General features: G+C 52.1%; 17 protein-coding genes. All 17 read left to right on the forward strand.

All coding sequences use genetic code 11. The features are described 5' to 3' along the window. The first annotated feature begins 293 nt into the window (after positions 1–293). The 17 genes from rny (at position 294) to EKM84_RS10690 (ending at position 24108) form a co-directional block, all read left to right on the forward strand. Positions 294–1853, forward strand: a complete 1560-nt coding sequence (gene rny / locus EKM84_RS10610) for a ribonuclease Y (protein WP_125765741.1) — start codon at positions 294–296, stop codon at positions 1851–1853. Positions 1854–2410: 557 nt separating this feature from the next. After that, a complete protein-coding gene (locus EKM84_RS10615; RefSeq protein WP_125765742.1) occupies positions 2411–3205 on the forward strand; it encodes a TIGR00282 family metallophosphoesterase in 795 nt (264 codons plus the stop codon). 28 nt (positions 3206–3233) lie between these two features. After that, positions 3234–5939, forward strand: coding sequence for a DNA mismatch repair protein MutS (gene mutS, locus EKM84_RS10620; RefSeq protein ID WP_125765743.1), 2706 nt, complete (start codon positions 3234–3236; stop codon positions 5937–5939). Between the two features lie 404 nt (positions 5940–6343). Next, positions 6344–8344, forward strand: coding sequence for a DNA mismatch repair endonuclease MutL (gene mutL, locus EKM84_RS10625; protein WP_125765744.1), 2001 nt, complete (start codon positions 6344–6346; stop codon positions 8342–8344). 621 nt (positions 8345–8965) lie between these two features. Continuing rightward, positions 8966–9571 carry a Holliday junction branch migration protein RuvA gene (gene ruvA, locus EKM84_RS10630; RefSeq protein ID WP_125765745.1) on the forward strand — a complete coding sequence of 202 codons (606 nt, stop codon included), beginning with the start codon at positions 8966–8968 and terminating at the stop codon, positions 9569–9571. A gap of 21 nt (positions 9572–9592) precedes the next feature. Continuing rightward, on the forward strand, positions 9593–10615 hold the full coding sequence (ruvB, locus tag EKM84_RS10635) for a Holliday junction branch migration DNA helicase RuvB (RefSeq protein WP_125765746.1): 1023 nt from the start codon (positions 9593–9595) through the stop codon (positions 10613–10615). A 154-nt stretch (positions 10616–10769) separates the two neighbouring features. Next, positions 10770–11219, forward strand: a complete 450-nt coding sequence (yajC, locus tag EKM84_RS10640) for a preprotein translocase subunit YajC (RefSeq protein WP_125765747.1) — start codon at positions 10770–10772, stop codon at positions 11217–11219. 554 nt (positions 11220–11773) lie between these two features. Continuing rightward, entirely contained in the window at positions 11774–12835 is a 1062-nt protein-coding gene (dinB, locus tag EKM84_RS10645) for a DNA polymerase IV (protein WP_125765782.1), read from the forward strand. Between the two features lie 413 nt (positions 12836–13248). Next, on the forward strand, positions 13249–14214 hold the full coding sequence (locus tag EKM84_RS10650; RefSeq protein WP_125765748.1) for a DHH family phosphoesterase: 966 nt from the start codon (positions 13249–13251) through the stop codon (positions 14212–14214). Next, on the forward strand, positions 14211–15569 hold the full coding sequence (locus EKM84_RS10655) for a DEAD/DEAH box helicase (protein ID WP_125765749.1): 1359 nt from the start codon (positions 14211–14213) through the stop codon (positions 15567–15569). Before EKM84_RS10650 ends, EKM84_RS10655 begins: the two co-directional genes overlap by 4 nt. Before the next feature lie 909 nt (positions 15570–16478). Beyond that, entirely contained in the window at positions 16479–19118 is a 2640-nt protein-coding gene (gene alaS / locus EKM84_RS10660) for an alanine--tRNA ligase (protein WP_125765750.1), read from the forward strand. Between the two features lie 282 nt (positions 19119–19400). After that, positions 19401–19673 carry an IreB family regulatory phosphoprotein gene (locus EKM84_RS10665; RefSeq protein ID WP_024746979.1) on the forward strand — a complete coding sequence of 91 codons (273 nt, stop codon included), beginning with the start codon at positions 19401–19403 and terminating at the stop codon, positions 19671–19673. Beyond that, complete coding sequence (gene ruvX / locus EKM84_RS10670) at positions 19670–20107, forward strand: Holliday junction resolvase RuvX (protein WP_125765751.1); 438 nt, start codon at positions 19670–19672, stop codon at positions 20105–20107. Before EKM84_RS10665 ends, ruvX begins: the two co-directional genes overlap by 4 nt. An 8-nt stretch (positions 20108–20115) precedes the next feature. After that, complete coding sequence (locus EKM84_RS10675) at positions 20116–20427, forward strand: DUF1292 domain-containing protein (RefSeq protein ID WP_125584156.1); 312 nt, start codon at positions 20116–20118, stop codon at positions 20425–20427. Positions 20428–20912: 485 nt separating this feature from the next. Beyond that, positions 20913–21176 (forward strand): cell division protein ZapA, encoded by a 264-nt coding sequence (locus tag EKM84_RS10680; protein WP_125765752.1) that lies wholly within the window; start codon positions 20913–20915, stop codon positions 21174–21176. A 1-nt stretch (position 21177) separates the two neighbouring features. Next, complete coding sequence (locus EKM84_RS10685; RefSeq protein WP_125765753.1) at positions 21178–21717, forward strand: CvpA family protein; 540 nt, start codon at positions 21178–21180, stop codon at positions 21715–21717. A 27-nt stretch (positions 21718–21744) separates the two neighbouring features. Continuing rightward, on the forward strand, positions 21745–24108 hold the full coding sequence (locus tag EKM84_RS10690) for an endonuclease MutS2 (protein ID WP_125765754.1): 2364 nt from the start codon (positions 21745–21747) through the stop codon (positions 24106–24108). Positions 24109–24246: the final 138 nt, after the last annotated feature.

Consider the following 24246-nt stretch of genomic DNA (forward strand, 5'->3'; position numbering starts at 1 on the left):
AGTCATCCTGTGAGGTGACTGGCGTTTTTTTATTTGGCAGGGTGACCGAAAACGAGCTGGCAACTGGCTGATGCTCACCCGTGAATTCATCTGAGGATGCCGCCTACAATTTTTCTGGGAACGGTCGTTGGCAGGTCGAAACGAATAAATCCGCTCGGACCCACCAGTTTCCGGTGAGTTTAGTTGACAGCGTTCATGGCAACCATTAAAATTGAAGTTGCGTCAGTTATTAAATCAACATCTTAAAAAGTCTGATTTTAAATTAGTCATTTTGATGATGCGGAGGTGGAATCATGAGTGTTCCAATTATAATCCTCGCAATCATCGCTATCGTTGTTGGTGTTGTGGGCGGGTATTATTTTCGTAAATCTGTCCACGAGCGAAAGCTAGATGCGGCTAAGTACACTGCTGAAGGTGTACTGGCTGAAGCTAAGAAGCAAGCTGAGACTGCCACGAAGGAATCTTTATTAGAGGCCAAGGAAGACAGTCATAAGTACCGCGCAGAGGTCGAAACCGAGCTGAAAGAACGTCGTGCCGAAGTTCAGAAGCAAGAAGATCGCTTGATTCAACGGGAAGAAACGTTAGACCGGAAAGACAACTCTCTGGAAAAACGCGAAAACTCCTTGAATCGTCGGGACAAGAAGCTAAGTGCTGAAGAGCAGAATTTAGCTAAGAAGCAACAGCAAGCAGACTCACTGATTGAAAAACGCCAAGCTGCGGTTGAAGACGTAGCTGCTTTATCCCAGGATGATGCACGGGACCTGATTATTTCCGAGGCCAAAAAGGCTTTGGCAGGCGAACGGGCAAAGATGATTAAAGAAAGCGAAGAAACGGCGCGCAAGACAGCTCAGGCCAATGCTAAAGACCTGATTGTCGACGCCATCCAACGGAGTGCTGCCGATATGGTAACCGAAACCACCATTACGGTGGTGACGTTACCTAACGACGACATGAAGGGCCGGATTATCGGTCGTGAAGGACGGAATATTCGGACGTTAGAAACTTTGACCGGGATTGACCTGATCATTGATGATACGCCAGAAGCCGTCGTTTTGAGTGGCTTTGACCCCTTGCGGCGAGAAGTTGCGAAGATTGCTCTCGAGAAGTTAATCCAAGACGGGCGGATTCACCCGGCACGGATCGAAGAAATGGTAGCCAAGGCGAAAAAAGAACTGGACGAACATGTCCGGGAGCTTGGCGAACAAGCAACCTTTGACTTGGGGATTCATTCCATGCATCCCGAAATGGTCAAACTGGTTGGTCGCTTGAATTTCCGAATTTCTCATGGGCAAAACGCGTTGGCCCATTCAATCGAAGTTGCCAAGATCACTGGGGTGTTGGCTGCTGAATTAGGTGAGGATGTTACGTTAGCAAAACGTGCAGGATTATTACATGATATTGGCCGCGCTGCAGAGCATGAAGATGATAGCTCGTACATCACGACGGGCACGGAACTCGCAAAGAAGTACCGTGAAAGTTCCGTTGTGGTTAACGCTATCGCAGCTCAAGCAGATCAAACGGCACCGCAATCCGTTATTGCGGAACTGGTTGGGACCGCTGATGTTATTTCAGCCACCCGGCCAGGCGCACGCTCAGATTCTCTGGAAAGTTACATCCACCGGTTGGACAAGCTGGAAACTGTCGCCAATTCATTTGACGGCGTCGATCACAGCTTTGCCATTCAGGCGGGACGAGAGGTTCGAGTCATTGTGCGGCCCGAGAAGATTTCCGACACGGATGCCGTTGTCTTGGCACGCGACATCAAGAAACAAATTGAAGGCGACCTGGATTATCCAGGCCACGTCAAAGTTTCCGTCATCCGGGAAGTCCGGTCAGTTGAATATGCGAAATAAGTCAGAGAAGCTAGGCCATTTGGTCCTAGCTTTTTTACGTCTCTGTAGAAAGCAGTTGGATTGACTAGCTACCTTGCGGATGTGTTGTGATAAGAACCAAAAAATTGAAAACAGAAGGGCTAAGCGGCCGTTAACCGCAGGACTGGTGAAAATGGGTTCAGCCGTGGGAATTTTCTTAACGACTGGCCGTTTAGATAATTGGTATCTTTGAGATGCTTTTTAAACTTTGTTAGACTGGCAGTAAATTCAGAGCTAGTGTGAGCCGTGAGGGTGGCCAAAATGAGCTCAGCTGGGGGATTTCAGCAGCGGGTTTGGCTGGTGAAATAGCGACTTTGAGACACGTTTTGGGTGGCTCAAAGCGAGGGCGAAGACCGCTCTTTGGCTTCGACCGGTCCTGCCCCCAGTGTTCCAGCTCATTTTGGCCACCCGGTAAGGTGTCTGTCTAGCTCAGATTTAACTCACGCAGGATTAGAAAAACCATGGTAAAATAGAGGTTATTTACGAGAACTGGTCACAAGAGCCAGGCGGGCCAAAACGGTCTAGATAGGGGAACGAAGATGCGTATTTTATTTGTTGGTGACGTTGTTGGAAACATTGGTGTGGATATGATTCATGAGTACCTCCCCCAATTAAAGCGGGACTTAAAGCCCCAGGTCACCATCGTCAACGGGGAAAATTCAACTCCCGTTGGTCGCGGTATCAGTCAAAGTATTTACAAGCAACTCTTAAAAGATGGCGCCGACGTGGTCACGATGGGAAACCATACCTGGGACAACGCTGAACTGTATGATTTCATCGGTGGCGCCAACCGGCTAGTTCGGCCCGCTAACTTCCCTGGTGACACACCGGGACAAGGCTGGACGAAGGTCAAAGTGAACCAACAAGTGTTGGCCGTCGTCAACATGCAAGGCCGGGTCTTCATGAACCCCATGGACGATCCCTTTGCGAAAATGAAAGAGTTACTGCCAGAACTGGACACGGATTTTGTCTTCGTTGATTTCCATGCGGAAACGACCAGTGAGAAACGGGCCTTTGCGATGCGTTATGCCGGTAAGGTTTCCGCAGTCGTTGGGACCCACACACACGTGCAGACCAGTGACGCGCAGGTTCTGCGTGGCGGCACGGCCTTCATGACCGAAGCCGGCATGACCGGTCCCGCCGACAGTGTCTTGGGGATGCAGGCCGATAGCGTCATTGAACGCTTTGAAAACCAACGGCCAACCCGCTACACGGTCCAAGAAGTCGGTCCCGGGATTCTCTCCGGTGCCGTCATTGACTTAAACGATAAAACGGGGCATGCGGCTAGCATCAAGCCCATCTTGATCAGCCCACAACACCCGTACCAAAGCTAAACGATAACGGAAGGATGAACCATTTTTCATGACGAAAACGAACACGACGCCCATGATGGTGCAGTACCAAAAGATTAAAGACCAGTATCCCGATGCGTTCTTGTTCTACCGGCTCGGGGACTTTTATGAAATGTTCAATGAAGACGCCGTCAAGGGTTCGCAATTGCTGGAGCTAACGTTGACGACCCGGAGTCACAGTGCCAAGAACCCGATCCCCATGTGTGGGGTGCCGCACAAGGCTGTGCAAAATTACATCGATATTTTGGTGGATCAGGGCTACAAGGTTGCCGTTTGTGAACAAATGGAGGACCCGAAGTTGGCCAAGGGAATGGTCAAGCGAGAGGTCATTCAACTGGTCACCCCAGGGACTCAGACCGATACCGGCGCTGCCGGGGCCAAGCGCAACAACTACTTGACCGCCCTAACCATGAGCACCAAGTCACAATACGGCTTGGCCTACACCGACCTGTCGACCGGGGAACTGAAGGCCGCGGAAATCAGCGGTGACGACCCCGTCATGAATGAATTAATGAGCCTGCAGACCAAGGAAGTCGTCGTGGATACCACGATTGACGATGAGCTGAAGGCCCGGATGAAACAGCTCGGGATGATGATTTCTAATCAAGACGAGATTCAATCAAGTTCCGAGCTCAGTTACGTGGAGCAGGACCTGCAGACCGATTTGCTCAAACAAGTTGTCGGTGTCCTGGTGACCTACGTGACGGTGACGCAGAAGCGCAGCCTGGCGCATTTACAACGCGCCGTGGCTTACCGGCCAACCGCCTTTTTGAAGATGGACCACTCCTCACAAAGCAATCTCGAAATTACCCAGAATTTACGAACTAAAAGGAAATCTGGGACCTTACTGTGGCTCTTGGACCAAACCAAGACGGCGATGGGGGGCCGGTTGTTGAAGCAATGGCTGGACCGGCCGCTGATTGACCGGCAACAGATTGAAGAACGGCAGGACAAGGTCGGCGCGTTACTCGACCATTATTTCGAACGCAATAATTTACAGGAAGAATTGGTTAAGGTCTATGACCTGGAGCGCTTAGCCGGGCGCGTGGCCTTTGGGAGCGTGAACGGGCGGGACTTGATCCAGCTGCAAACGTCCTTGGAACAGGTGCCCCAAATTCAGCACACGATTGAAGAGTTGGACGAACCGGTCTTTGATGATACGCTGGCCGGGTTGGACCCCGTAGAAGATGTTGCGGCGGCCATTCGTGAAGCCATCGTCCCCGAACCCCCAATCTCCGTTTCCGACGGTGGGGTGATTCGCGATGGCTTTAACGCCCAATTGGACGAGTACCGCGATGCCATGCGTAACGGGAAAACCTGGCTGGCCGAAATGGAAGCTCACGAACGTGAAGTGACCGGGATCAATAACCTAAAGATTGGCTACAACCACGTCTTTGGTTACTACATCGAGGTCACCAAGGTCAACCTGGACAAGCTCCCCGCTGACCGGTACGAACGGAAGCAGACACTGGCCAATGCCGAACGGTTCTCCACGCCCGAGCTGAAAGACAAGGAACGCTTGATCTTAGAGGCTGAGGAAAAGTCCGTGGCGCTGGAATATAAATTATTCGTTGATCTGCGCGAACAGGTCAAGCTAGCCATCACCCGGCTACAGAAATTAGCCGCCGCCATTGCCAGTCTAGACGTGCTCCAAAGCTTTGCCGTGGTCAGTGAGGACTATCACTTCATCAAGCCAACGCTGATTGAAGGGCATAATTTAGCCATTAAACAGGGCCGACATCCCGTGGTCGAAAAGGTTTTGGGTCGTCAATCATACGTCCCTAATGATGTCATGATGGATGAACAGACCAACATCTTACTGATTACTGGGCCAAACATGTCCGGGAAGAGTACGTACATGCGACAACTGGCCCTAACCGTGATCATGGCACAGATGGGCTGTTTCGTGCCGGCGGAGTCCGCTCAGATGCCCATCTTTGACCAAATCTTCACCCGAATCGGTGCCGCAGATGACCTGATTTCTGGGCAAAGTACCTTCATGGTGGAAATGCAGGAGGCCAACCACGCGTTGAGTCAGGCCACCGCCAACAGCCTGATCTTATTCGATGAAATTGGGCGAGGGACGGCCACGTATGATGGGATGGCGCTGGCTCAGGCTATTATCGAATACGTTCACAACCGGGTCCATGCCAAGACATTGTTTTCAACCCACTACCACGAGTTGACGGCGTTAGACCAGTCCTTAAAGCAGTTACGCAACGTCCATGTGGGCGCTGTCGAACGCGATGGCGACCTGGTCTTCTTGCACCAAATGCAACCGGGCCCCGCAGACAAGTCTTACGGGATCCACGTGGCCAAATTAGCGGGGATGCCAGCCAAGCTGTTAGACCGTGCTGAGGTCATCTTAGAGGACCTGGAGCAGTCGGACGAGGACCAACCCCTATCCACACCAGAAACGGCGCAGACACCAGCCCAGGCGGCTCCAACGACAGCAGAATCGGTGGCACCCGTCCAGGAACAACCAGCGGAGTCAGTCAAGCCAGAACCAGTTGCCAGTGAACCAACAGCAGAGCCAAGTGAACGAACAGAGCCAGCTACTGATCAACAGCTCTCGTTGTTCACGGAAGAGCCAGAGCTGAATCCGGCGCAGGCCAAGGTACTCGCCCAGATTTCCGACCTGAACCTGATGGGGATGACCCCAATGGCCATCATGAACCAGGTTTACCAATGGCAACAGAAATTGGCGAAGAAGTAAACGGGTTGAATGACGTTAAGTTAGTTGCTTGAAAAGGACTATGAGTCGTTTGGGTGGTAGTCTTAGCAGAGACAACTTAAAATTGTTTGCGAGTAGGACTGCGCTAACTGAAAAACAAATTATCGTGAGAATAAAGTAAGACAATGAAAAATGGTGGCCAATGTGAGTGACCAGAGGCGGGCCAACTTGACCTGCTGTGTCGGTGGTCTTGGCTGAGGTTTTTCACTCAGCCTAGAGCACGGGACGACCTTGGAAACTCGTGGGCTTTAGCGAGGTTTCAAGGCGAGGCCCCAGACCGCTTCTCAGGCTGGAGCCGTTCCTCACAGCAGGGCGAGTTGAGCCCGCCGCCGGGAACGGCATAGACCACCATTTTTTATTTGTGTAAATGAGAGGAAGGGTCGTTGATGGCCAAAATTCATGAATTAGCGTCGGTCTTAGCCGACCAGATTGCCGCGGGTGAAGTGGTTGAACGGCCCGCATCCGTGGTCAAGGAACTGGTGGAAAACGCGGTCGACGCCCACAGTAAACAGATTGATATCACGGTCGAAGAGGCCGGGCTACAACGGATTACCGTGGTCGATGACGGGGATGGCATTGCGGATGAAGATACCGAGATGGCCTTCAAGCGCCACGCTACCAGTAAGATTACCGACCGGCGGGACCTCTTTCGTATCAAATCCCTGGGGTTCCGGGGCGAAGCGCTGCCCAGTATCGCTTCCGTGGCCGACGTCACCTTGACGACCTCGACCGGTGGCGTCGGCACGTTGATTCACAACGTGGGTGGCATCATCAAGGAGCACACCGCCGCGGCCGCGCGCAAAGGGACTACGATTACCGTCAAGGACCTCTTTGGTAACGTGCCGGCGCGGCTGAAGTATTTGAAATCGCCAGCCACCGAGCTAGCCCGCATCACGGATATTGTCAATCGGCTGGCCCTAAGCTATCCCGACGTGGCGTTTTCCCTGGTCCACAACGGCCGTGAACTCACTCGGACAGCCGGGCGGGGCGACCTGCAACAGGTGATTGCCGGCATTTATGGCGTCCAGAGCGCCCGGAAAATGGTGGCCATCAACGGTAAGAACCCGGACTTTCAGGTGAGTGGTTACGTGAGCCTGCCCGAGTTGACCCGGGCCAGTCGGCAGTACATTTCGCTGTTGTTAAACGGCCGGTACATTCACAATTTTCAGCTGAGTAAAGCCTTGATTGCCGGGTACGGGTCCAAACTGATGGTCGGCCGTTACCCGCTGGCCGTGTTGGATATTAAAATGGACCCCTTACTGGTGGACGTGAACGTGCATCCAACCAAGCAGGAGGTCCGCATCAGTGAGGAGCCAGAGCTGACGCAGTTGATTCAGGACACTGTCTTTAAGCGACTCTCCCGGGAGAATTTGATTCCGGATGTCTTCGATGAGATGCCGACGAAAAAGCGGGAAGCCGCAACCACGGATCAGCTGACCATGGCGTTAAACGACGTCTCGGCCAAGTATGACATGTCGGCGCGCCATACCCAGCCAGCGCCACAACCGGCGGAGAGTGCGGCACCAACTCCCACACCGGCCCAACCAGTTTCAACACCGGCCGCTGGCCCGCAACCGTTGTCCACACCAGAAGAGGTTCCGGTTGAGCCCGTGGTCGTGCATGACAAGCAGGATTTCCAGCTGCCAGCCGTCCAAGAATTTGATGAGAAATACCAAACGGAACGGGTCGCCGCTCCTCTGGGTGGAAAAACGCCGCCCGTTGCGGAACCGGTCGCCGAAGTCTCTTTGACCGCGCCCGAACCCCCAGCCCAACGCTTCCCGCAGTTACGCTACTTGGGGCAGGTCCACGGCACGTACCTGTTGGCCGAGGCCGATGATGGCTTATATTTAGTCGACCAACACGCTGCGCAGGAACGGGTGAACTACGAGTTCTACCGCCAAGCAATCGGTGAGGTCAGTGATGACGAGCAGAAATTACTGGTGCCCATCGTCTTGGATTACCCGACGACGGACGTTTTGGAGCTGACCAACCACTTGGAAACGTTAGCCAGTGTTGGCATTAACCTCGAGTCGTTTGGCCCCAATAGTTTCATCGTGCACGAGCACCCGACCTGGTTCAAGGCGGGGCAGGAGACCGATACCATTAAAGAAATGATTGACTGGGTCTTAAAGGACGGCAAGATTTCCGTGGCCGCCTTCCGGGAAAAGACGGCCATCATGATGAGCTGTAAGCGCGCTATCAAGGCCAATCACCACCTGGACGACCAGCAAGCCCGAGCGTTGTTGAAGAAATTGGCTACGGCGGAGAACCCGTTCAACTGTCCTCACGGCCGGCCAGTGCTGGTTCACTTCACGGATCAGGACTTGGAAAAGTTGTTTAAGCGGATTCAGGATCCACACCACTCCGGCGACGACTGGGGCGAATAACTGAGACTGGTTTCTCGCCTACGGCAGCTCAACTTGAGCACCCTGTGGGGCACGCCTGAAGCCAAAGGGCGGTCTTCAGACTCATCCCAGAGCTTTGCAAGAGCGCAAATCTCTGAGATGGCCCATGGTGTAAGCCGGCAAAAGCGCCGACTAACCGCTCAGTTATTGCTCGACTAGGCCTTGTTTTGGCAATAATAAACTCAGAATAGAATCTGTAGTCTATGTTGCGTCAAGTGTGGTACAATTTAAAAAGCAAACATATGTTTTCTTAAAAATAGATATATGAATGAATAAGACACTTGAAGCTGGCTAAAAAGCAGTCAGTTTTGAGCTAGTAAAAATGTTTTGGCCAATGTAAGTGACCAGAGGCGGGCCAAACTGACCAGCTGTGTCGGTGGTCTTGGCTGAGTGATTTTCTCAGCCTAGAGCACGGGACGACCTTGGAAACTCGCGATTCTTAGCGAGGTTTCAAGGCGAGGCCCCAGACCGTTTCTCAGGCTGGAGCCGTTCCCCACAGCAGGGCAGTTTGAGCCCGCCGTCGGGAACGGAAGCATCGGCCCGACTTCGTTTTTACTAGCTGAATATTAACCCTGGACTCAAGTGCAAAGGAGACTAACTGGCATGTATGAATACCTTCACGGCACGATTGCGGCGGTCTATCCGGACCACGTGGTCGTTGACGTTAACGGGGTGGGTTACCTGGTCAATACCGCGAACCCTTACCGCTACGCCGTTGGCACCACGCCAGTCACGATTTACGTCTACCAGGCGGTGAGTGACACGGCGCAGACCCTTTACGGCTTCGCAGATTTTGCTGAAAAACAATTATTCCTAAAATTAATCAACGTCAACGGTATCGGCCCCAAGAGTGCGCTGGCCATTCTGGCCAATCCGGACCATCAAGGGCTGATGCTGGCGATTAAGACCAACGATATCAGCTTCCTGACGAAGTTTCCCGGAATTGGGAAGAAGACGGCGGGGCAGATTGTCTTGGACCTGCAGAACAAGTTGGATGACCTGGCACCCGTCGACGATGGCGCCTTGTTCACACCAGAAGCCGTCACGACTGGCGAGGGGAATCCGAAGTTAGACGACGCGATTGCTGCTTTGACGGCACTGGGTTACAAGGCCGCTGCTGTTAAGAAAATCACGCCGCAGTTGCGGAAATTTGCCGGGAACTCGACCAATGATTATCTGAGCGAAGGTTTACGCTTATTGACGACTTAGTTTTTGAAAGGAGGCTGACCCATGACTGATGATGAACGTGTCGTTTCACCGGAACCAGCGGATGATAACGAAGACTCGATTGAAAAATCATTGCGACCACAAACCCTGGCCCAGTATATCGGTCAGGATCCCATCAAACACGAATTGTCCGTCTACATTCAGGCGGCCAAGCAACGGGAGGAATCCTTGGACCACGTGCTGCTGTATGGGCCACCTGGTTTAGGGAAGACGACCTTGGCGATGGTGATTGCTAACGAAATGGGCGTGCACATCCGCACGACTAGTGGTCCAGCGATTGAAAAGCCAGGCGACCTGGTAGCCTTGCTCAACGAACTGCAACCGGGGGACATTCTCTTCATTGATGAAATTCACCGGCTGCCGAAAATCGTTGAGGAAATGCTCTACTCCGCGATGGAAGATTTCTACATTGATATCGTGGTCGGACAGGGGCCAACCGCCCATCCAGTGCACTTCCCATTGCCGCCATTCACGTTGATTGGGGCCACGACCCGAGCCGGTTTGTTATCCGCACCATTGCGGGACCGGTTTGGCATCGTGGAGCACATGGCCTACTACCATACGCAAGACCTCCAAGAAATTGTGACTCGGTCGGCGGACATTTTTAATACGCGCATCGCAACTGAGGGCGCCCACGAGATTGCGTTACGCTCGCGGGGCACGCCCCGAATTGCGAACCGCTTGTTGAAACGGATTCGAGACTTTGCGGAAGTGTCGCCTGATCATACCGAGATTGACCTGGCCATCGTGAACCATGCGCTGAAATTACTGCGGGTGGATTCGGCCGGGCTAGACGCCACCGACATTAAGTTATTAGAGACCATGATCGATTACTACAACGGTGGACCGGTCGGGTTAAATACCCTGGCGGCCAACGTTGGTGAGGAAACGGAAACTGTCGCGGCCATGTACGAGCCCTATCTCCTACAGCGCGGGTATTTGAAACGCACAGCTCGCGGTCGGGTCGTTACGCCAGCGGGATATGAACACCTCGGTCGCCAATTTCCACAACAGGAAAATGGTTAAGTGACTGACTGATAGCTTCTGTCCGCGGTGACAAGCCGTTTCTGAAAGGACGCGGCAATGCCGAACGGCTAAAGAATTTCTAGAAATAATTGGACGGATTCCCCGTATTCTGGTAAAGTTGTCCAATAGATAGAATATAAAGGGGTGAACAAATGTGTTTGATAATTTAAATATTGCTGCTGGCGCTGCCGGTGGTTACTCAACGTTGATTATCTTAGTTGTCTTCTTGGGGTTGATGTACTTCTTAATGTTACGTCCACAACAAAAGCAACAAAAGAAGCATCGTGATATGATGAGCCAACTTAAAAAGGGCGATCACGTCATCACGATTGGCCGGTTACACGGTGTGATTGACGAAATCAACCAAGCTGACCAAACGGTTACCTTGGATTGCGACGGGATCTACTTGGTTTTTGACCTGCGTGCCATTGCCCAAGTAACGTCTCAAGCACCACAAGCCGTTACGGCCCCAGCCGCTAACGACGCAACCAGTGAAGCAGCCAGCGCGGATCAACCCGCTGAAGATGCTACTGAAGAACCAGCAAGTGACGCCGCTGCAAGTGACGAAACTGCTGAAAAAACTGACGATGACTCAGCAAAATAAGACATCAAAAAGTTCGGTCTCCTAGAGGCCGTTTTTTTTCGGCCAAATTTTAGGTAACGGTTGCGTAAAAGCCGAATGTTAGGGTGAAAAGATAACGGCTTTTGATTGAAGACAAACGTTTGTTTGGGTATAATTTATATACTAATAAACGGTAAGCATGTGGCTAGTAAACGTTGTTAGAATTGATAGATTGACGGCCAAAGTTACGTGTTGGAATGTTATCTTTGATTAGTGTGTTGTCAATGGGACGAATGATATGAGTTAAGCACGCGTGAGCCGCAGGGATGGTGAAAATGTGCTCAGCCGTGGGAGTTACCTTAGCGGGTGGGTTGGCCGCTTAGGTAACTGATATCTTTGAGACGGGGGCTTCGGCTCAAAGTAAGCCTGGAGACCGTACTTTGGCTCCGGGCGGTCGCCCACCGCGTCACGGCACAGTTTTCACCATCCCGGAGGCGCTGACAACGACTGCTTAACTGGAAGAATCGAATCGTGGAAAGGAGGGGACGGCTGTGGTCCCAGAAAAATACACGCAAAGAAAAATCATTCACGTCGACATGGATGCGTTTTATGCGTCGATTGAAGAACGGGACCACCCCGAGTTCAAGGGCCACGCGCTGATTATCGCCCGGGATCCGCGGACAACCGGCGGTCGCGGTGTCGTGACCACGGCCAATTACGTGGCACGGCAACTAGGCGTGCATTCCGCTATGAATGCCAACGAGGCATTTAAGCTGGCCCCGCACGCCACCTTTAAGACCCCAGACTTTCCCCATTACCGCGAGATTTCCGACCAGATTCACGAAATTTTTCATGAGTACACGGATAAGATTGAGACCGTGGCCTTTGATGAAGCCTACTTGGATATCACGGAGAATAAAAAACACATCCGCTCGGCGGTTCAGGTGGCTCACGATATTCAGGTGGAAATTTTTGATAAGACCCATTTGACCTGCTCGACCGGCATTTCCTATAGTAAGTTCTTGGCCAAGGAGGCCTCGGACTTCCGTAAGCCGGTCGGGGTGAGCGTGATTCTGCCGGAAGATGCGCACGACTTTTTGATGGCGCTGCCGATTGAACGTTACCGGGGCGTGGGCAAGAAGACCGTCCCCAAGATGCATGAGCTGGGGATTCAAACCGGGGCGGACCTGTACCAAAAATCCCAATTGGAATTGATCCACGACTTCGGCAAGTTCGGCTACGTTTTGTATCAGCGGGTACGTGGCATTGATGAGCGACCGGTCGAGTATTTGCGTGAACGCAAGTCAATCGGCAAGGAGCGCACGTACGGGCCACCATTGTCGTCGGTCGGCGAGGTAGAAACCCAATTGCAACGACTGGCAGAAATGGTCGCGGCAACGGTCAAGCAAAAGCAACGGCATGGCAAGACGCTGGTTCTCAAGCTACGAGACAGCGAGTTCAACACTATCACGAAGCGCGTGACCCAAACGGACTTCATCGCCAATGACGCCAACGTCTATTACGACTTAGCCCTGGACCTCTACCACAGTGTGGCGGGGGACGACGAACAGGTACGCCTGCTGGGCATCACGTTAACCGGACTAGCCGCGCAAACTTTTGAAAACGTCAAGTTGCCACTGTTCGGTGGCGATGATTAGAGAATGTTGGGTGAGGTCGGGTTGCTGTCAGTTAGAAAGTAAGTCTAGCTTACAGGAACAATGATCGATGACAATTAGCAACAAGGTTAATAAAATGCGGCGGCACGGGTTCAACCAATATCAGCCGCAGGGGTGGGAAAAATGGACTCAGCCGTGGGATTTCTTAAGGGGGACCCTTAAGAAATGGCGACTTTGAAACTCATTTCTCAGAGGTTCAAAGCGAGTTCAGAGACCGCTCTTTGGCTCTGGACGTCCTGCCCACCGCGTTCCGGTCCAGTTTTTCCCGCCCCGGAGGCGATGGTTTAACACTGTCTGGACCGAGTTTTATTGAAATTGGGCGCTAAAACTTGTATACTGAAACGCGGTATCGACGCGTCTTGGTCGAAAAAATCGGATAGAAAACGGGTGAACCTATGGCTATTGAAGCTGCCATTTTAGAAGAAATCAAAAAGTATCAGACAATTATTATTCACCGTCACCAGCGGCCTGATCCCGATTGTATCGGGGCTCAACTGGCTTTACGGGACATTTTACAAGCGAGCTTCCCAGAAAAGAAGGTTCTGGCTGTGGGTAAGCATTACCCCGGCTTCGACTGGATGGGTCAAGCCGACCAAGACGTGGAAGATGGCGTTTATCAGGGTGCGTTAGTGATTGTTGTGGACACCGCTAACCAGCCCCGAGTCGACGATGAACGGTGGTCCACTGGGGCCGCGGTCATCAAGATCGATCACCATCCCAATGACGATGCCTTTGGCGACATTCAATGGGTGTTGGATCAAGCGTCCAGCACGTCCGAAATCATTTATGATTGGTACGCCAAGAATGCCGCGGCACTCACCATGCCTGACGATGCGGCACGACTACTTTATGCCGGCATCATTGGTGACACCGGGCGGTTCATGTACCCGGCCACGTCAGCCAACACGTTTGCCGTTGCCAGTAAGTTACTGACTTACAACTTCTCAATGACGGACGTCAACCAGGCTGAGGATGAAATTTCCCCAGAAATGGCGCGGTTGTCCGCTTACGTTTACCAGAACTTAGAAATTTTGCCTAGTGGGGCGGCTTATTTGAAGCTGACCGACGAAATCGTGGAATCCTTTGGCCTCGCAGCCAGCGACTCCACGTCCGCCGTCGTGCCATTGCCCGGTAAGATCACCTCCGTTGTGGCTTGGGCCATCTTCGTTGAAGCCAAGGACAAGACCTTCCGTATTCGATTGCGTTCGAAGGGACCTTCCATCAACGAATTGGCTAAGAACCACGGTGGGGGCGGTCACGCCCTGGCCAGTGGTGCCACAGCCCACGATCAGGCAGAAATTGACCAAGTTATTCACGAGCTCGATGAGTTAGTGGCTAACACTAAAGGAGAAAATGAATGACCGCAGATTTTAAACAATTCAAGTTGCAGCCGTACTTAATGACGGCCTTGCAAAAGATTGGTTTCACGACCCCGACCAAGGTCCAGGAAAAATTAATTCCCGTGATTGCTTCGGGCAAAGATGTCGTGGGCCAATCCCAAACTGGGAGCGGGAAGACGCATACGTTCTTGCTGCCCATCTTTAACCAGTTAACGTCAGAAAACCAGGTTCAGGCCGTCATCACCACGCCGAGCCGGGAACTGGCTTACCAAATTCACACGGCCGCTGAGCAATTGGCTGCTGAATCCCCATTTGAAATTCGGATTGGGAACTACGTCGGGGGAACCGACAAGAAGCGCCAAGTTGAAAAACTGCGGCACTTCCAACCCCAATTGGTTATCGGGACGCCCGGTCGGGTCATGGACTTGATTCAATCTGACGCCTTGGACGTGCATACTGCGCGCCAATTTGTCGTGGATGAAGCCGACATGACCTTGGACCTCGGGTTCTTGGACCAAGTCGACCGGATTGCCGGGCGGATGCCGAAGGACTTGCAAATGATGGTCTTTTCGGCCACTATTCCGCAACGATTGAATCCCTTCTTAAAGAAGTACATGAACCATCCAGTCGTTGAAGAGATTCCCACCGATACGATCATTTCTGATACGATTGACAACTGGTTGATTTCAACCAAAGGTCAGAACCGGAACCAATTGATCTACCAATTGATTACCATGGGTGAACCTTACCTGGTCCTGATTTTTGCCAACACCAAGACGCGGGTTGAACAAATCCACGACTTCTTGCAGGCCCAGGGCATGAAGGTCGCCATGATTCATGGGGGCATCAAGCCACGTGAACGGAAGCGGGTCATGCGTGAAGTCAAGAACCTGCAATTCCAATTCGTTGTGGCGACCGACTTGGCTGCCCGGGGAATTGACATCGAAGGGGTTTCCCACGTCATCAACGATGACATTCCAGAAGACTTAGACTTCTTCGTCCACCGGGTCGGCCGGACGGGTCGTCAGGGGATGCACGGAACGGCCATCACGCTGTACTCACCAGATGAAGAAGCCAAGGTCGCTGAGATTGAAGCCATGGGCATCAAGTTCCAGCCTAAGCGAATCAGCAACGGCGAAATCATCGATTCCTACGACCGGAACCGCCGGACGCAACGGAACAAGAGTACCGAAAAGCTTGATCCAGGTTTGATTGGTTTCGTTATGAAAAAGAAGAAGAAAATCAAGCCAGGTTACAAGCACCAAATCAAGCAAGAAATTCACCGTAGAAAAGACCAAGAACGCCGAATCGCCCAACGCCAAAGCGCTAGAAATGAACGAAAGCGGCGGAAACGCGAGTCGGATCGGTATCAATAGAGTGCGGAACAGGGCGGTTAGGTCCTGAGCATTAGAGGAATAAGGTGTCCTGTTCGGCAAAGCCGAGCAGGGCACCTTATTTTTCTAAGCGCAGGGACCTGCCCTGTGTAGCACGTTTCAGAAGCCGCAAGTTTCCGGATAAAATGGCGAGAGAAAGTCTAACGCAGTGAGCCAATACAATCGGTAAAACGCTTATGCCGGACAGGAGCGTCTTATTTTTCTAAGCGGAGGAGTCTGGCTCGTGTAGCACGTTTCAGAGGCCGCAAGCTTCCGGATAAAATGGCGAGAGCAAGATTAACGCAGTGAGTCAATGCAGCCAGCAAAGATACTGCTAGTCAAGGGAAGTCAGGTTCGGCACAACCCGTCATCAGGCTTAAACATACTGCGGGCAAGTTCAGACGGGAACGTGCCAAACCAGTCTGAGCCGAGAGGACGGCCAAAATGAACTCAGCCGTGGGATTTAGGGCACGGTACGGGCCCTAAATGGCGACTTTGAAACGCGGCCTTTGGCGGTTCAAAGCGAGTTCAGAGACCGCTTTGTGGCTCTGGACGTCCTGCCCACCGCGTTCCGGTTCATTTTGGCCGTCCGGCAGGCGGTGAGGGGGTCGGACAATCAACCAAAGTTTTCCCGAACGTTTAGTTGACAAGAAAGTGCGCCACACCTATAATTTCAAGTGGACATTTAAATATACTATCGAGGACATACCCTGATCCCATGACTTTCAGAAACGTTTTGGTTGCTGTGAAAAACGACTCATGGATTCAGTGGCGCTCCCTCAGAAACATCGCGACTCAGCGTTATGAGTTTAAGAGGTTAACGATTAAAACATCGTTGCAAGTAGAGTGGTACCGCGCTTCGGCGTCTCTACGGGCAACGGTGTTTTTGACATTTTTGGAGGTATTTGAGAGATGAAAGAGCTAACTAGTAGTCAGATTCGGCAAATGTACCTCGACTTTTTCAAGTCGAAGGGGCACACCATTGAGCCTAGTGCATCACTGGTTCCCAAGGACGATCCATCGTTACTGTGGATCAACTCTGGGGTTGCCACGATGAAGAAATATTTCTCCGGCCAAGTTGTGCCAGAGAATCCGCGTTTGACCAGTTCACAAAAGAGTATTCGGACGAACGATATTGAAAACGTGGGGAAGACCGCGCGGCACCATACGTTATTTGAAATGCTCGGGAACTTTTCCGTGGGTGATTACTTTAAGAAAGAAGCCATCACTTGGGCGTGGGAACTCTTAACGTCTCCAGACTGGTTCGGTTGGGATCCAGATAAACTGTACATGACGGTTTACCCGAAAGATACCGACGCTAAGGCTGATTGGGAGGCTGCTGGCGTGGCCCCTGACCACATCATCGGCGTCGAAGACAACTTCTGGGATATTGGTGAGGGTCCTTCTGGTCCTGACTCCGAAATTTTCTACGACCGTGGTGAAGCCTTTAACAATTTAGCCGACGACGATCCTGAAAACTATCCTGGTGGCGAAAACGAACGTTACCTGGAAGTCTGGAACATCGTGTTCTCCCAGTTTAACCACGAACCCGATGGCAGCTACAAGCCATTGCCACGGAAGAACATTGATACGGGGATGGGTCTCGAACGGGTCGTTTCGATTTTCCAAAATGCCCGGACGAACTTTGAAACCGACTTGTTTATGCCAATCATTGAAAAGACCGCTGAACTCAGCGATGGCAAGAAGTACGGTGCCAACAAGGAAGACGACGTGTCCTTCAAGGTGATTGCGGACCACGCGCGGGCTATCACATTTGCCATCGGTGACGGGGCGTTGCCTGGTAACGAAGGCCGTGGCTATGTTATCCGTCGTTTGATTCGGCGGGCCGTTGTCAATGGCCAGAAGTTAGGCATCAAGGGCGCCTTCTTAGACCAATTGGTTCCCGTCGTTGGGACCATCATGCAGTCTTACTACCCAGACGTTTTGGCTCAGGCCGATTACATCGCCAAGGTCGTGCGTTCTGAAGAAGACCGCTTCGGCGAAACGCTGGACGGTGGGTTAACGCTGCTGAACAGTTTGATTGCCGACCTGAAGAAGCAGGGCGGCAGCCAAATCGCCGGTCCCGATGCCTTCAAGTTATACGATACGTACGGCTTCCCGGTTGAACTGACCGAAGAATATGCTGATGACCAAGCCATCACGGTCGACGTTGACGGCTTCAAGGCTGAAATGCAAAAGCAAAAGGATCGCGCTCGTAACGCCCGTGGCAAGCAAACGGCCATGGGTCTGCAACACGACCTCTTGATTAACGTCACGACGCCTAGTCAATACGTGGGGTACACCCAACTCGAAACGACGAGCAAGTTAACCGAACTCGTGGTTGACGACCAACTGGCTGACAAAGCCACGACTGGCACCGTTGAAGCTATGTTTGACACCACGCCATTCTACGCTGAAATGGGTGGCCAGGTTGCTGACAAAGGGGATATCTTGGACGAAGCCGGTCACGTGGTTGCCCACGTTGCTGACGTGCAACATGCCCCTAACGGCCAGAACCTGCACACGTTGACGGTCGTTGCCCCATTGAAGAAGGGGGCCACTTACCAACTCAAGGTCGACACCATCTTCCATAGCAAGGTCGAAAAGAACCATACCGCAACCCACTTGTTAGACAAGGCGTTGCGTGAGGTCTTTGGCGAACACACCCAACAAGCCGGTTCACTGGTTGAAGGCGACTACTTGCGGTTTGACTTCACCCACTTCGGTCAGGTCGATCCTGCCGATTTGGCCAAGGCCGAAGCCATCGTGAACGAAAAGATCTTCGCCGAATTACCCGTGACGACGGTTGAAACCGATATCGAATCCGCTAAGAAGATGGGCGCCATTGCCCTGTTCAGCGAAAAGTACGGTAAGGTCGTTCGGGTTGTCAGTGCCGGCGATTTCGTCACCGAATTCTGTGGGGGGAACCACGTCAAGAACACCAATGAAATTGGGCTGTTCAAGATTACCTCAGAATCTGGTGTCGGTGCCGGTGTTCGGCGGATCGAAGCCGTGACCTCTGCGGCTGCTTACAAGTACCTGCACGAACACGATGACATCTTGCATGCCGTTGCGAGCGATTTGAAGGTGACTCAGGTCACTGAAGTCGCCCAGAAGGTTAATGCCCTGCAAGCCCAAGTCAAGAGCTTAGAACAAAAGCAAGCGGCCTTAGAAGGCAAGTTAGCTAGTCAACAGGCCGGCGCTGTCTTTGACAACGTGGTCACGGCTGGTAACTACAAGTTGATCAGTGGGACCGTTCAAGTCTCCAAGATGGACCAGTTGCGGGCTTTAGCCGACACTTGGCGTGACCAAGCCCTTTCTGATGTGTTAGTATTGGGTGCGGAAGTTAATGGTAAGGCTAACCTGATTGTGGCCGTTAGTGCGGACAAGCAAAAGCAGGTCAAGGCGGGCGATTTGATCAAAGCCATCTCACCAAAGATCAACGGTGGTGGCGGCGGTCGGCCTAACCTGGCGCAAGCCGGTGGGAAGAACCCAGCGGGCTTGCCAGATGCCATGACGGCTGCGGCCGATTGGTTGGCTGATCAAGACTAACGCTGAGGCGTTTTGCTTGAAAACCGTGGTCATTCTGTTAAACTATTAATCATGTTTAAGGTTGATGTTGACGGCAGTGCGGGTGAATTTGCCAGCGGTGGCGCGGCATTAATTATTGAAATTTAGCTAAAAGCTTAGTCAGGAGGAGGGAGCGGCTCGATTCGAGTGGCTCCCTTCCCAGCAACAGTATTACGAATAGATTACATTGCTGAAGTGCGTTGTAGTTTGCGCGGTAATCGAGTAAAATTGAGGCTAAGCGAGGAAGTGCGGGGGTGTTTTATAGTGAGTTCATTAGACAAAACGATGTATTTTGACTTTGGGGCTAACCAACCAAAGGACGTTCATGATACGCTGGTAACGGTCTATCAAGCACTAGAGGAAAAGGGTTATAATCCAATTAATCAGATTGTCGGCTACCTACTATCGGGCGATCCTGCATATATTCCACGTATCAATGATGCACGGAACTTGATTCGGAAGCACGAGCGCGACGAGATTATTGAAGAGTTAGTGCGTTTCTACCTGAATCAGAATGGACCGGTGAAGCCTTCATGAAGTTAATGGGTTTAGACGTGGGTTCCCGTACCGTGGGTATTGCGATTAGCGATGCTCTCGGGTGGACCGCCCAAGGGATTGAGATCATTCCAATCAAAGAAGAGGAAGAAGTCTTCGGGTTGGATCGGGTCGCAGAACTGGTGGCGTCACACGAAGTCCAAGGCTTTGTGGTCGGGCTCCCCAAGAACATGAACAATTCGTTAGGTCCCCGGGCCGCGGCATCTAAGCGGTACGGTGAGATGTTAACTGAACGGTTCCATTTGCCCGTCGATTTTGAAGACGAGCGGTTGACAACCGTTGAGGCGGAGCGTATGTTAGTGGAACAAGCGGATACTTCGCGCCGCAAACGTAAAAAAGTAATCGATAAATTAGCTGCCGGACTGATTCTCCAAAACTATTTGGACCGTCACGGCAAGTTAACTCAAGAAAAGTGAGGTTTCCCATGAACGAAGACCAAGAACAAATTACATTAGTTGACGAAAATGGTAACGAAGAACTGTACGATGTCCTGTTTACCTTTGAATCTGACGATTTTGGTAAGTCATACATCTTGATTTACCCTTCAGGCAAGAGCGACGACGAGGAAGTTGACATCCAAGCCTACGCATTACCTGCAGACGATGATCCAGCTAACCCATCCGGTGGCGACTTGCAATTGATTGAGTCCGACGAAGAATGGGATATGGTTGAATCCGTACTGAACACTTTCCTGGCTGATGGGACCATTGATCCTAACGCTGGTAAAAAAGATTAGTCAGTTTCAACGAAAGGGCGGAATTTTTCCGTCCTTTTTTGTATGACGAGAAAGTTTGGTGGGATTAATGGGTAAACGGGTGAAAGCCAGTGTGCGTGTAGCCGGGAACGGTTAGTGCTGGTGTTTTGTGCAACGCCCACTTGGAGAAACGCACCCATTTAAAGCGTGTGAGTACCCGTTAGCCTCAAGTTTTGCGAGACAGTACGGGTGCAGCTGGAGGCAGTTAAATTCGCAGACCTGTGTCGGTGGCGTTGGGCCGGTGGGGTGCCGGTCTTACACCACGGCCCGGGGTGAAACTCGGGTCGGGAGGTTCACCCTGGAGGCTGGAGACCTCTCTTTGGCTCCAGCCGTGCCCCACAGGCGGAGGATTTAACTGCCGGAGGCGGAACCCCACAATCTTAGCGGTAATTTAAAGGCCAAAACGTGCGCCTGACCACTGTTTAATGGTAAAATAAGACGTTGCGCAAAACAGGGGGAATTTTAAAATGACTGAAGAAACACACCGCTTTAAAGCCGTGATTGCCGGCAAGAGTTATACGATTGTCGGTCAGGCCACGGACGAACATATGCGGGCGGTGACTGAGGTGCTGAATGAACAGTTCACCCAGCTCAAGGAGCTGTCACCCAATATTAGTAAAGAAGACGCGGCAATCTTGATGGCGTTCAACGCTGTTTCGGACCAATTAAAGATGGCAGCGGCCAACGACCAAGCGGATTCCGCTAAGGACTCATCAGAAACGGAGGAATAGTTTGGTTTTAAGCTTAATTATTCTCGCAGTTCTCATCTTGGGTTTTCGTCGGGGCTACCGGCGGGGACTAGTGTTACAGATTATTAGCACGATTGGCTACTTGATTGTTTGGATTATCGCCCGGCTGGGTGCCAAACCACTGGCTAGCGGCGTGGGGCAGTTTGTGGGGAACCTTTCCCTGAACAGTTCCGTCAGTGCCGTGACCGCTGGTGAGAGTAGCAGTTTCTTTTTAAATGGTCTCGCATTTTCGGCCATTTTGACCGTGGGCTTTTTCATCGTCCGCAAATTAGCTTATGGCATCAACAAGGTGACCTGGTTACCGGTGATTCATCAAGTTAATTCCTTAGCGGGTGGCCTGATTAATCTGGTCATTCGTTATGTGGTCATTTTTTTAACCTTAAATTTACTAATCCTGTTACCAATTCAGGGTTTTCAAAACAGTTATCAAGCCTCCCCAGTCGCCCAGTGGATCGTCAAACAGACACCCGTGCTCTCAAAGCAGGTGTTCACCTGGTGGCTGACGGAGCATGAATCGAATTAGATTGATTCGGGAGAGAGGAGTTCGCCGATGAATCAAAAAACCTTAAAAATTATGGAGTACGACCGAATCAAGCAAGCCTTACGCACTTACTTGGTCTCGGCAGCTGGCCAGCATGAGTTGAGTCAGCTGGCCCCAACCGCGGATGCCAAACAACTGCAGACCTGGTTGGACGAAACCAGAGACGGTGCCGACATTTACCGCTTGGAGAGTGGCATTCCACTGCCCAAGCTGGATGACATCCGGCCGCATTTACACCGCTTAGCCATGGAGGCTGCCCTGAACGGGTTGGAATTGGCCCAGATCAGTCGGGTCTTATGGACGACCGGAACCGTGGTCAAATTTTTCCATGACTTAGCTGAAAAGGAAGTCACTTTACGCCGGCTGGACCGGGTTGTGAAGGAATTAGTCACGTTACCCGATGTAACGCGGCGGTTGCGGACCTCACTAGAGGGCGACGGCCACATCACGGATGAAGCCTCACCCGCCTTGAAGCAGATCCGTCAGCACATCACCCAGACCGAGGCGGAGATTCGCCGAACCATGGACCAATACACCCGGGGCAAGGATGCGAAATATCTGAGTGAAACCATCGTGACCATTCGGGATGACCGTTACGTGATTCCCGTTCAGGCCGCTTACAAGCAACACTTTGGCGGAATCGTGCATGATCAAAGTGCCAGTGGTCAAACGCTGTTCATTGAACCCCAAGCGGTTGTGGGCTTGAACAACCGGTTACGGCAAAATCAAATCGATGAACGCCATGAAGAGCAACGGATCTTAGCCGAATTGACGGCGTTACTTGACCCGTACCAGGATGAAATTTTACGAAATTCAGAAATTCTGGGACATTTTGATTTCATCAACGCGAAGGCCAAGTACGCCCATCATTTGAAGGCCACCGAGCCCAAGCTATCCTTGGACAATCAGGTCAGCTTGCGACAAGCCCGTCATCCACTGATCGATCAGCGGAAGGTCGTGGCCAACGACATCACCATCGGCAAGGACTACAAGGCCATCATCGTGACCGGGCCCAACACCGGTGGGAAGACCATCACGCTGAAGACGTTAGCACTGGTCCAATTAATGGGGCAGTCGGGGTTATTTATTCCCGCCAATGAAAACAGTGTGATTGGCATCTTCAACGATATTTTCGCCGACATCGGGGATGAACAATCCATCGAGCAGAGCCTGAGTACGTTCTCCGGGCACATGGAAAATATCGTGGCCATTTTGAAACAGGCCGATGACCACAGTTTAATCGTGGTCGATGAACTGGGTGCCGGAACCGATCCCCAAGAGGGGGCCGCATTGGCCATTGCCATTTTGGATGAAATCGGCACGTTGGGTAGCTATGTCATGGCGTCGACCCACTATCCTGAGCTGAAGGCTTATGGGTACAACCGGCCGGACACGATTAACGCCAGCATGGAGTTTAACGGCGAAACGCTTCAGCCAACGTACAAACTGTTGATTGGGATTCCTGGACGGAGTAATGCCTTAGACATTGCGGCCCGGCTGGGGATGCCGTCACAGGTAATTGACGCGGCTCGGGGGTTGACCGACCAAGACAGTCAAGACTTGAACGCCATGATTTCCGACCTGACCGAACAGAAGCGGCGGGTCGACGATGATGCCGAGAATCTGCGGACCCAATTGGCCGAGGCTGATGAGTTACACGATCAATTACAAAAGCAATTTGACAGCTATCAACATCAAAAAGATCAGTTGATGACGGACGCCAAGCGCGACGCCAACCGGCTGGTCGATGAGTCCCGGAAACGGGCCAACCAAATCATTTCTGATTTGCGGAAGAAACAATTGGCTGCCGGTCAGAGCGTGGTTAAGGAAGACGAGCTGATTGCGGCTCAGGGAGCCTTGAACGCCCTGCAACAGGATACCAAGCTCAAGAAGAACCGGGTCCTGCGGCGGGAAAAGGCCAAGTTCGATTTCCACAAGGGCGACAGCGTGCTGGTCAAGTCCTATGGCCAAATCGGGGTCCTGATGCAGCAGCTGGATGACAGCCACTGGGAAGTCCAACTGGGAATCCTGAAAATGAAGATTGCCAACAACGACCTGGAAAAGGCTAAGGACCCAGCCAAATCGGCTAAGCAACCGCGAGCCAGCGTCAAACGCAGTGGCTCCAACGGCATGTCGCCAACCTTGGATCTGCGGGGCCATCGCTACGAAGAGGCCATGGCCGAAGTCGACCGGTACATTGATTCCGCCTTGCTAGCGGGTTACCCATCCGTGACAATCATTCACGGGAAGGGTACCGGGGCATTGCGGAAAGGGGTCACCGAGTACTTGAAGCGCAACAACCGCATCAAGAGCTTCGGTTTCTCCCCAGCCAACGCCGGTGGTGACGGGTCGACGGTTGTGCGGTTTAAATAGCGCTTTGGCAGCGCCTTACCGGGCGGGGAAAATAAGTCGGAACGCGAGGGAAGGACGGTCAAAGCCTGAGAAGCGGTCTTTGACCTCGCTTTGAGCCTCTAAAATCGAGTCTCAAAGACGCCAATTTCCTTAACAGTA

It is taken from the genome of Levilactobacillus mulengensis, assembly GCF_003946045.1.
Lineage (GTDB): Bacteria > Bacillota > Bacilli > Lactobacillales > Lactobacillaceae > Levilactobacillus > Levilactobacillus mulengensis.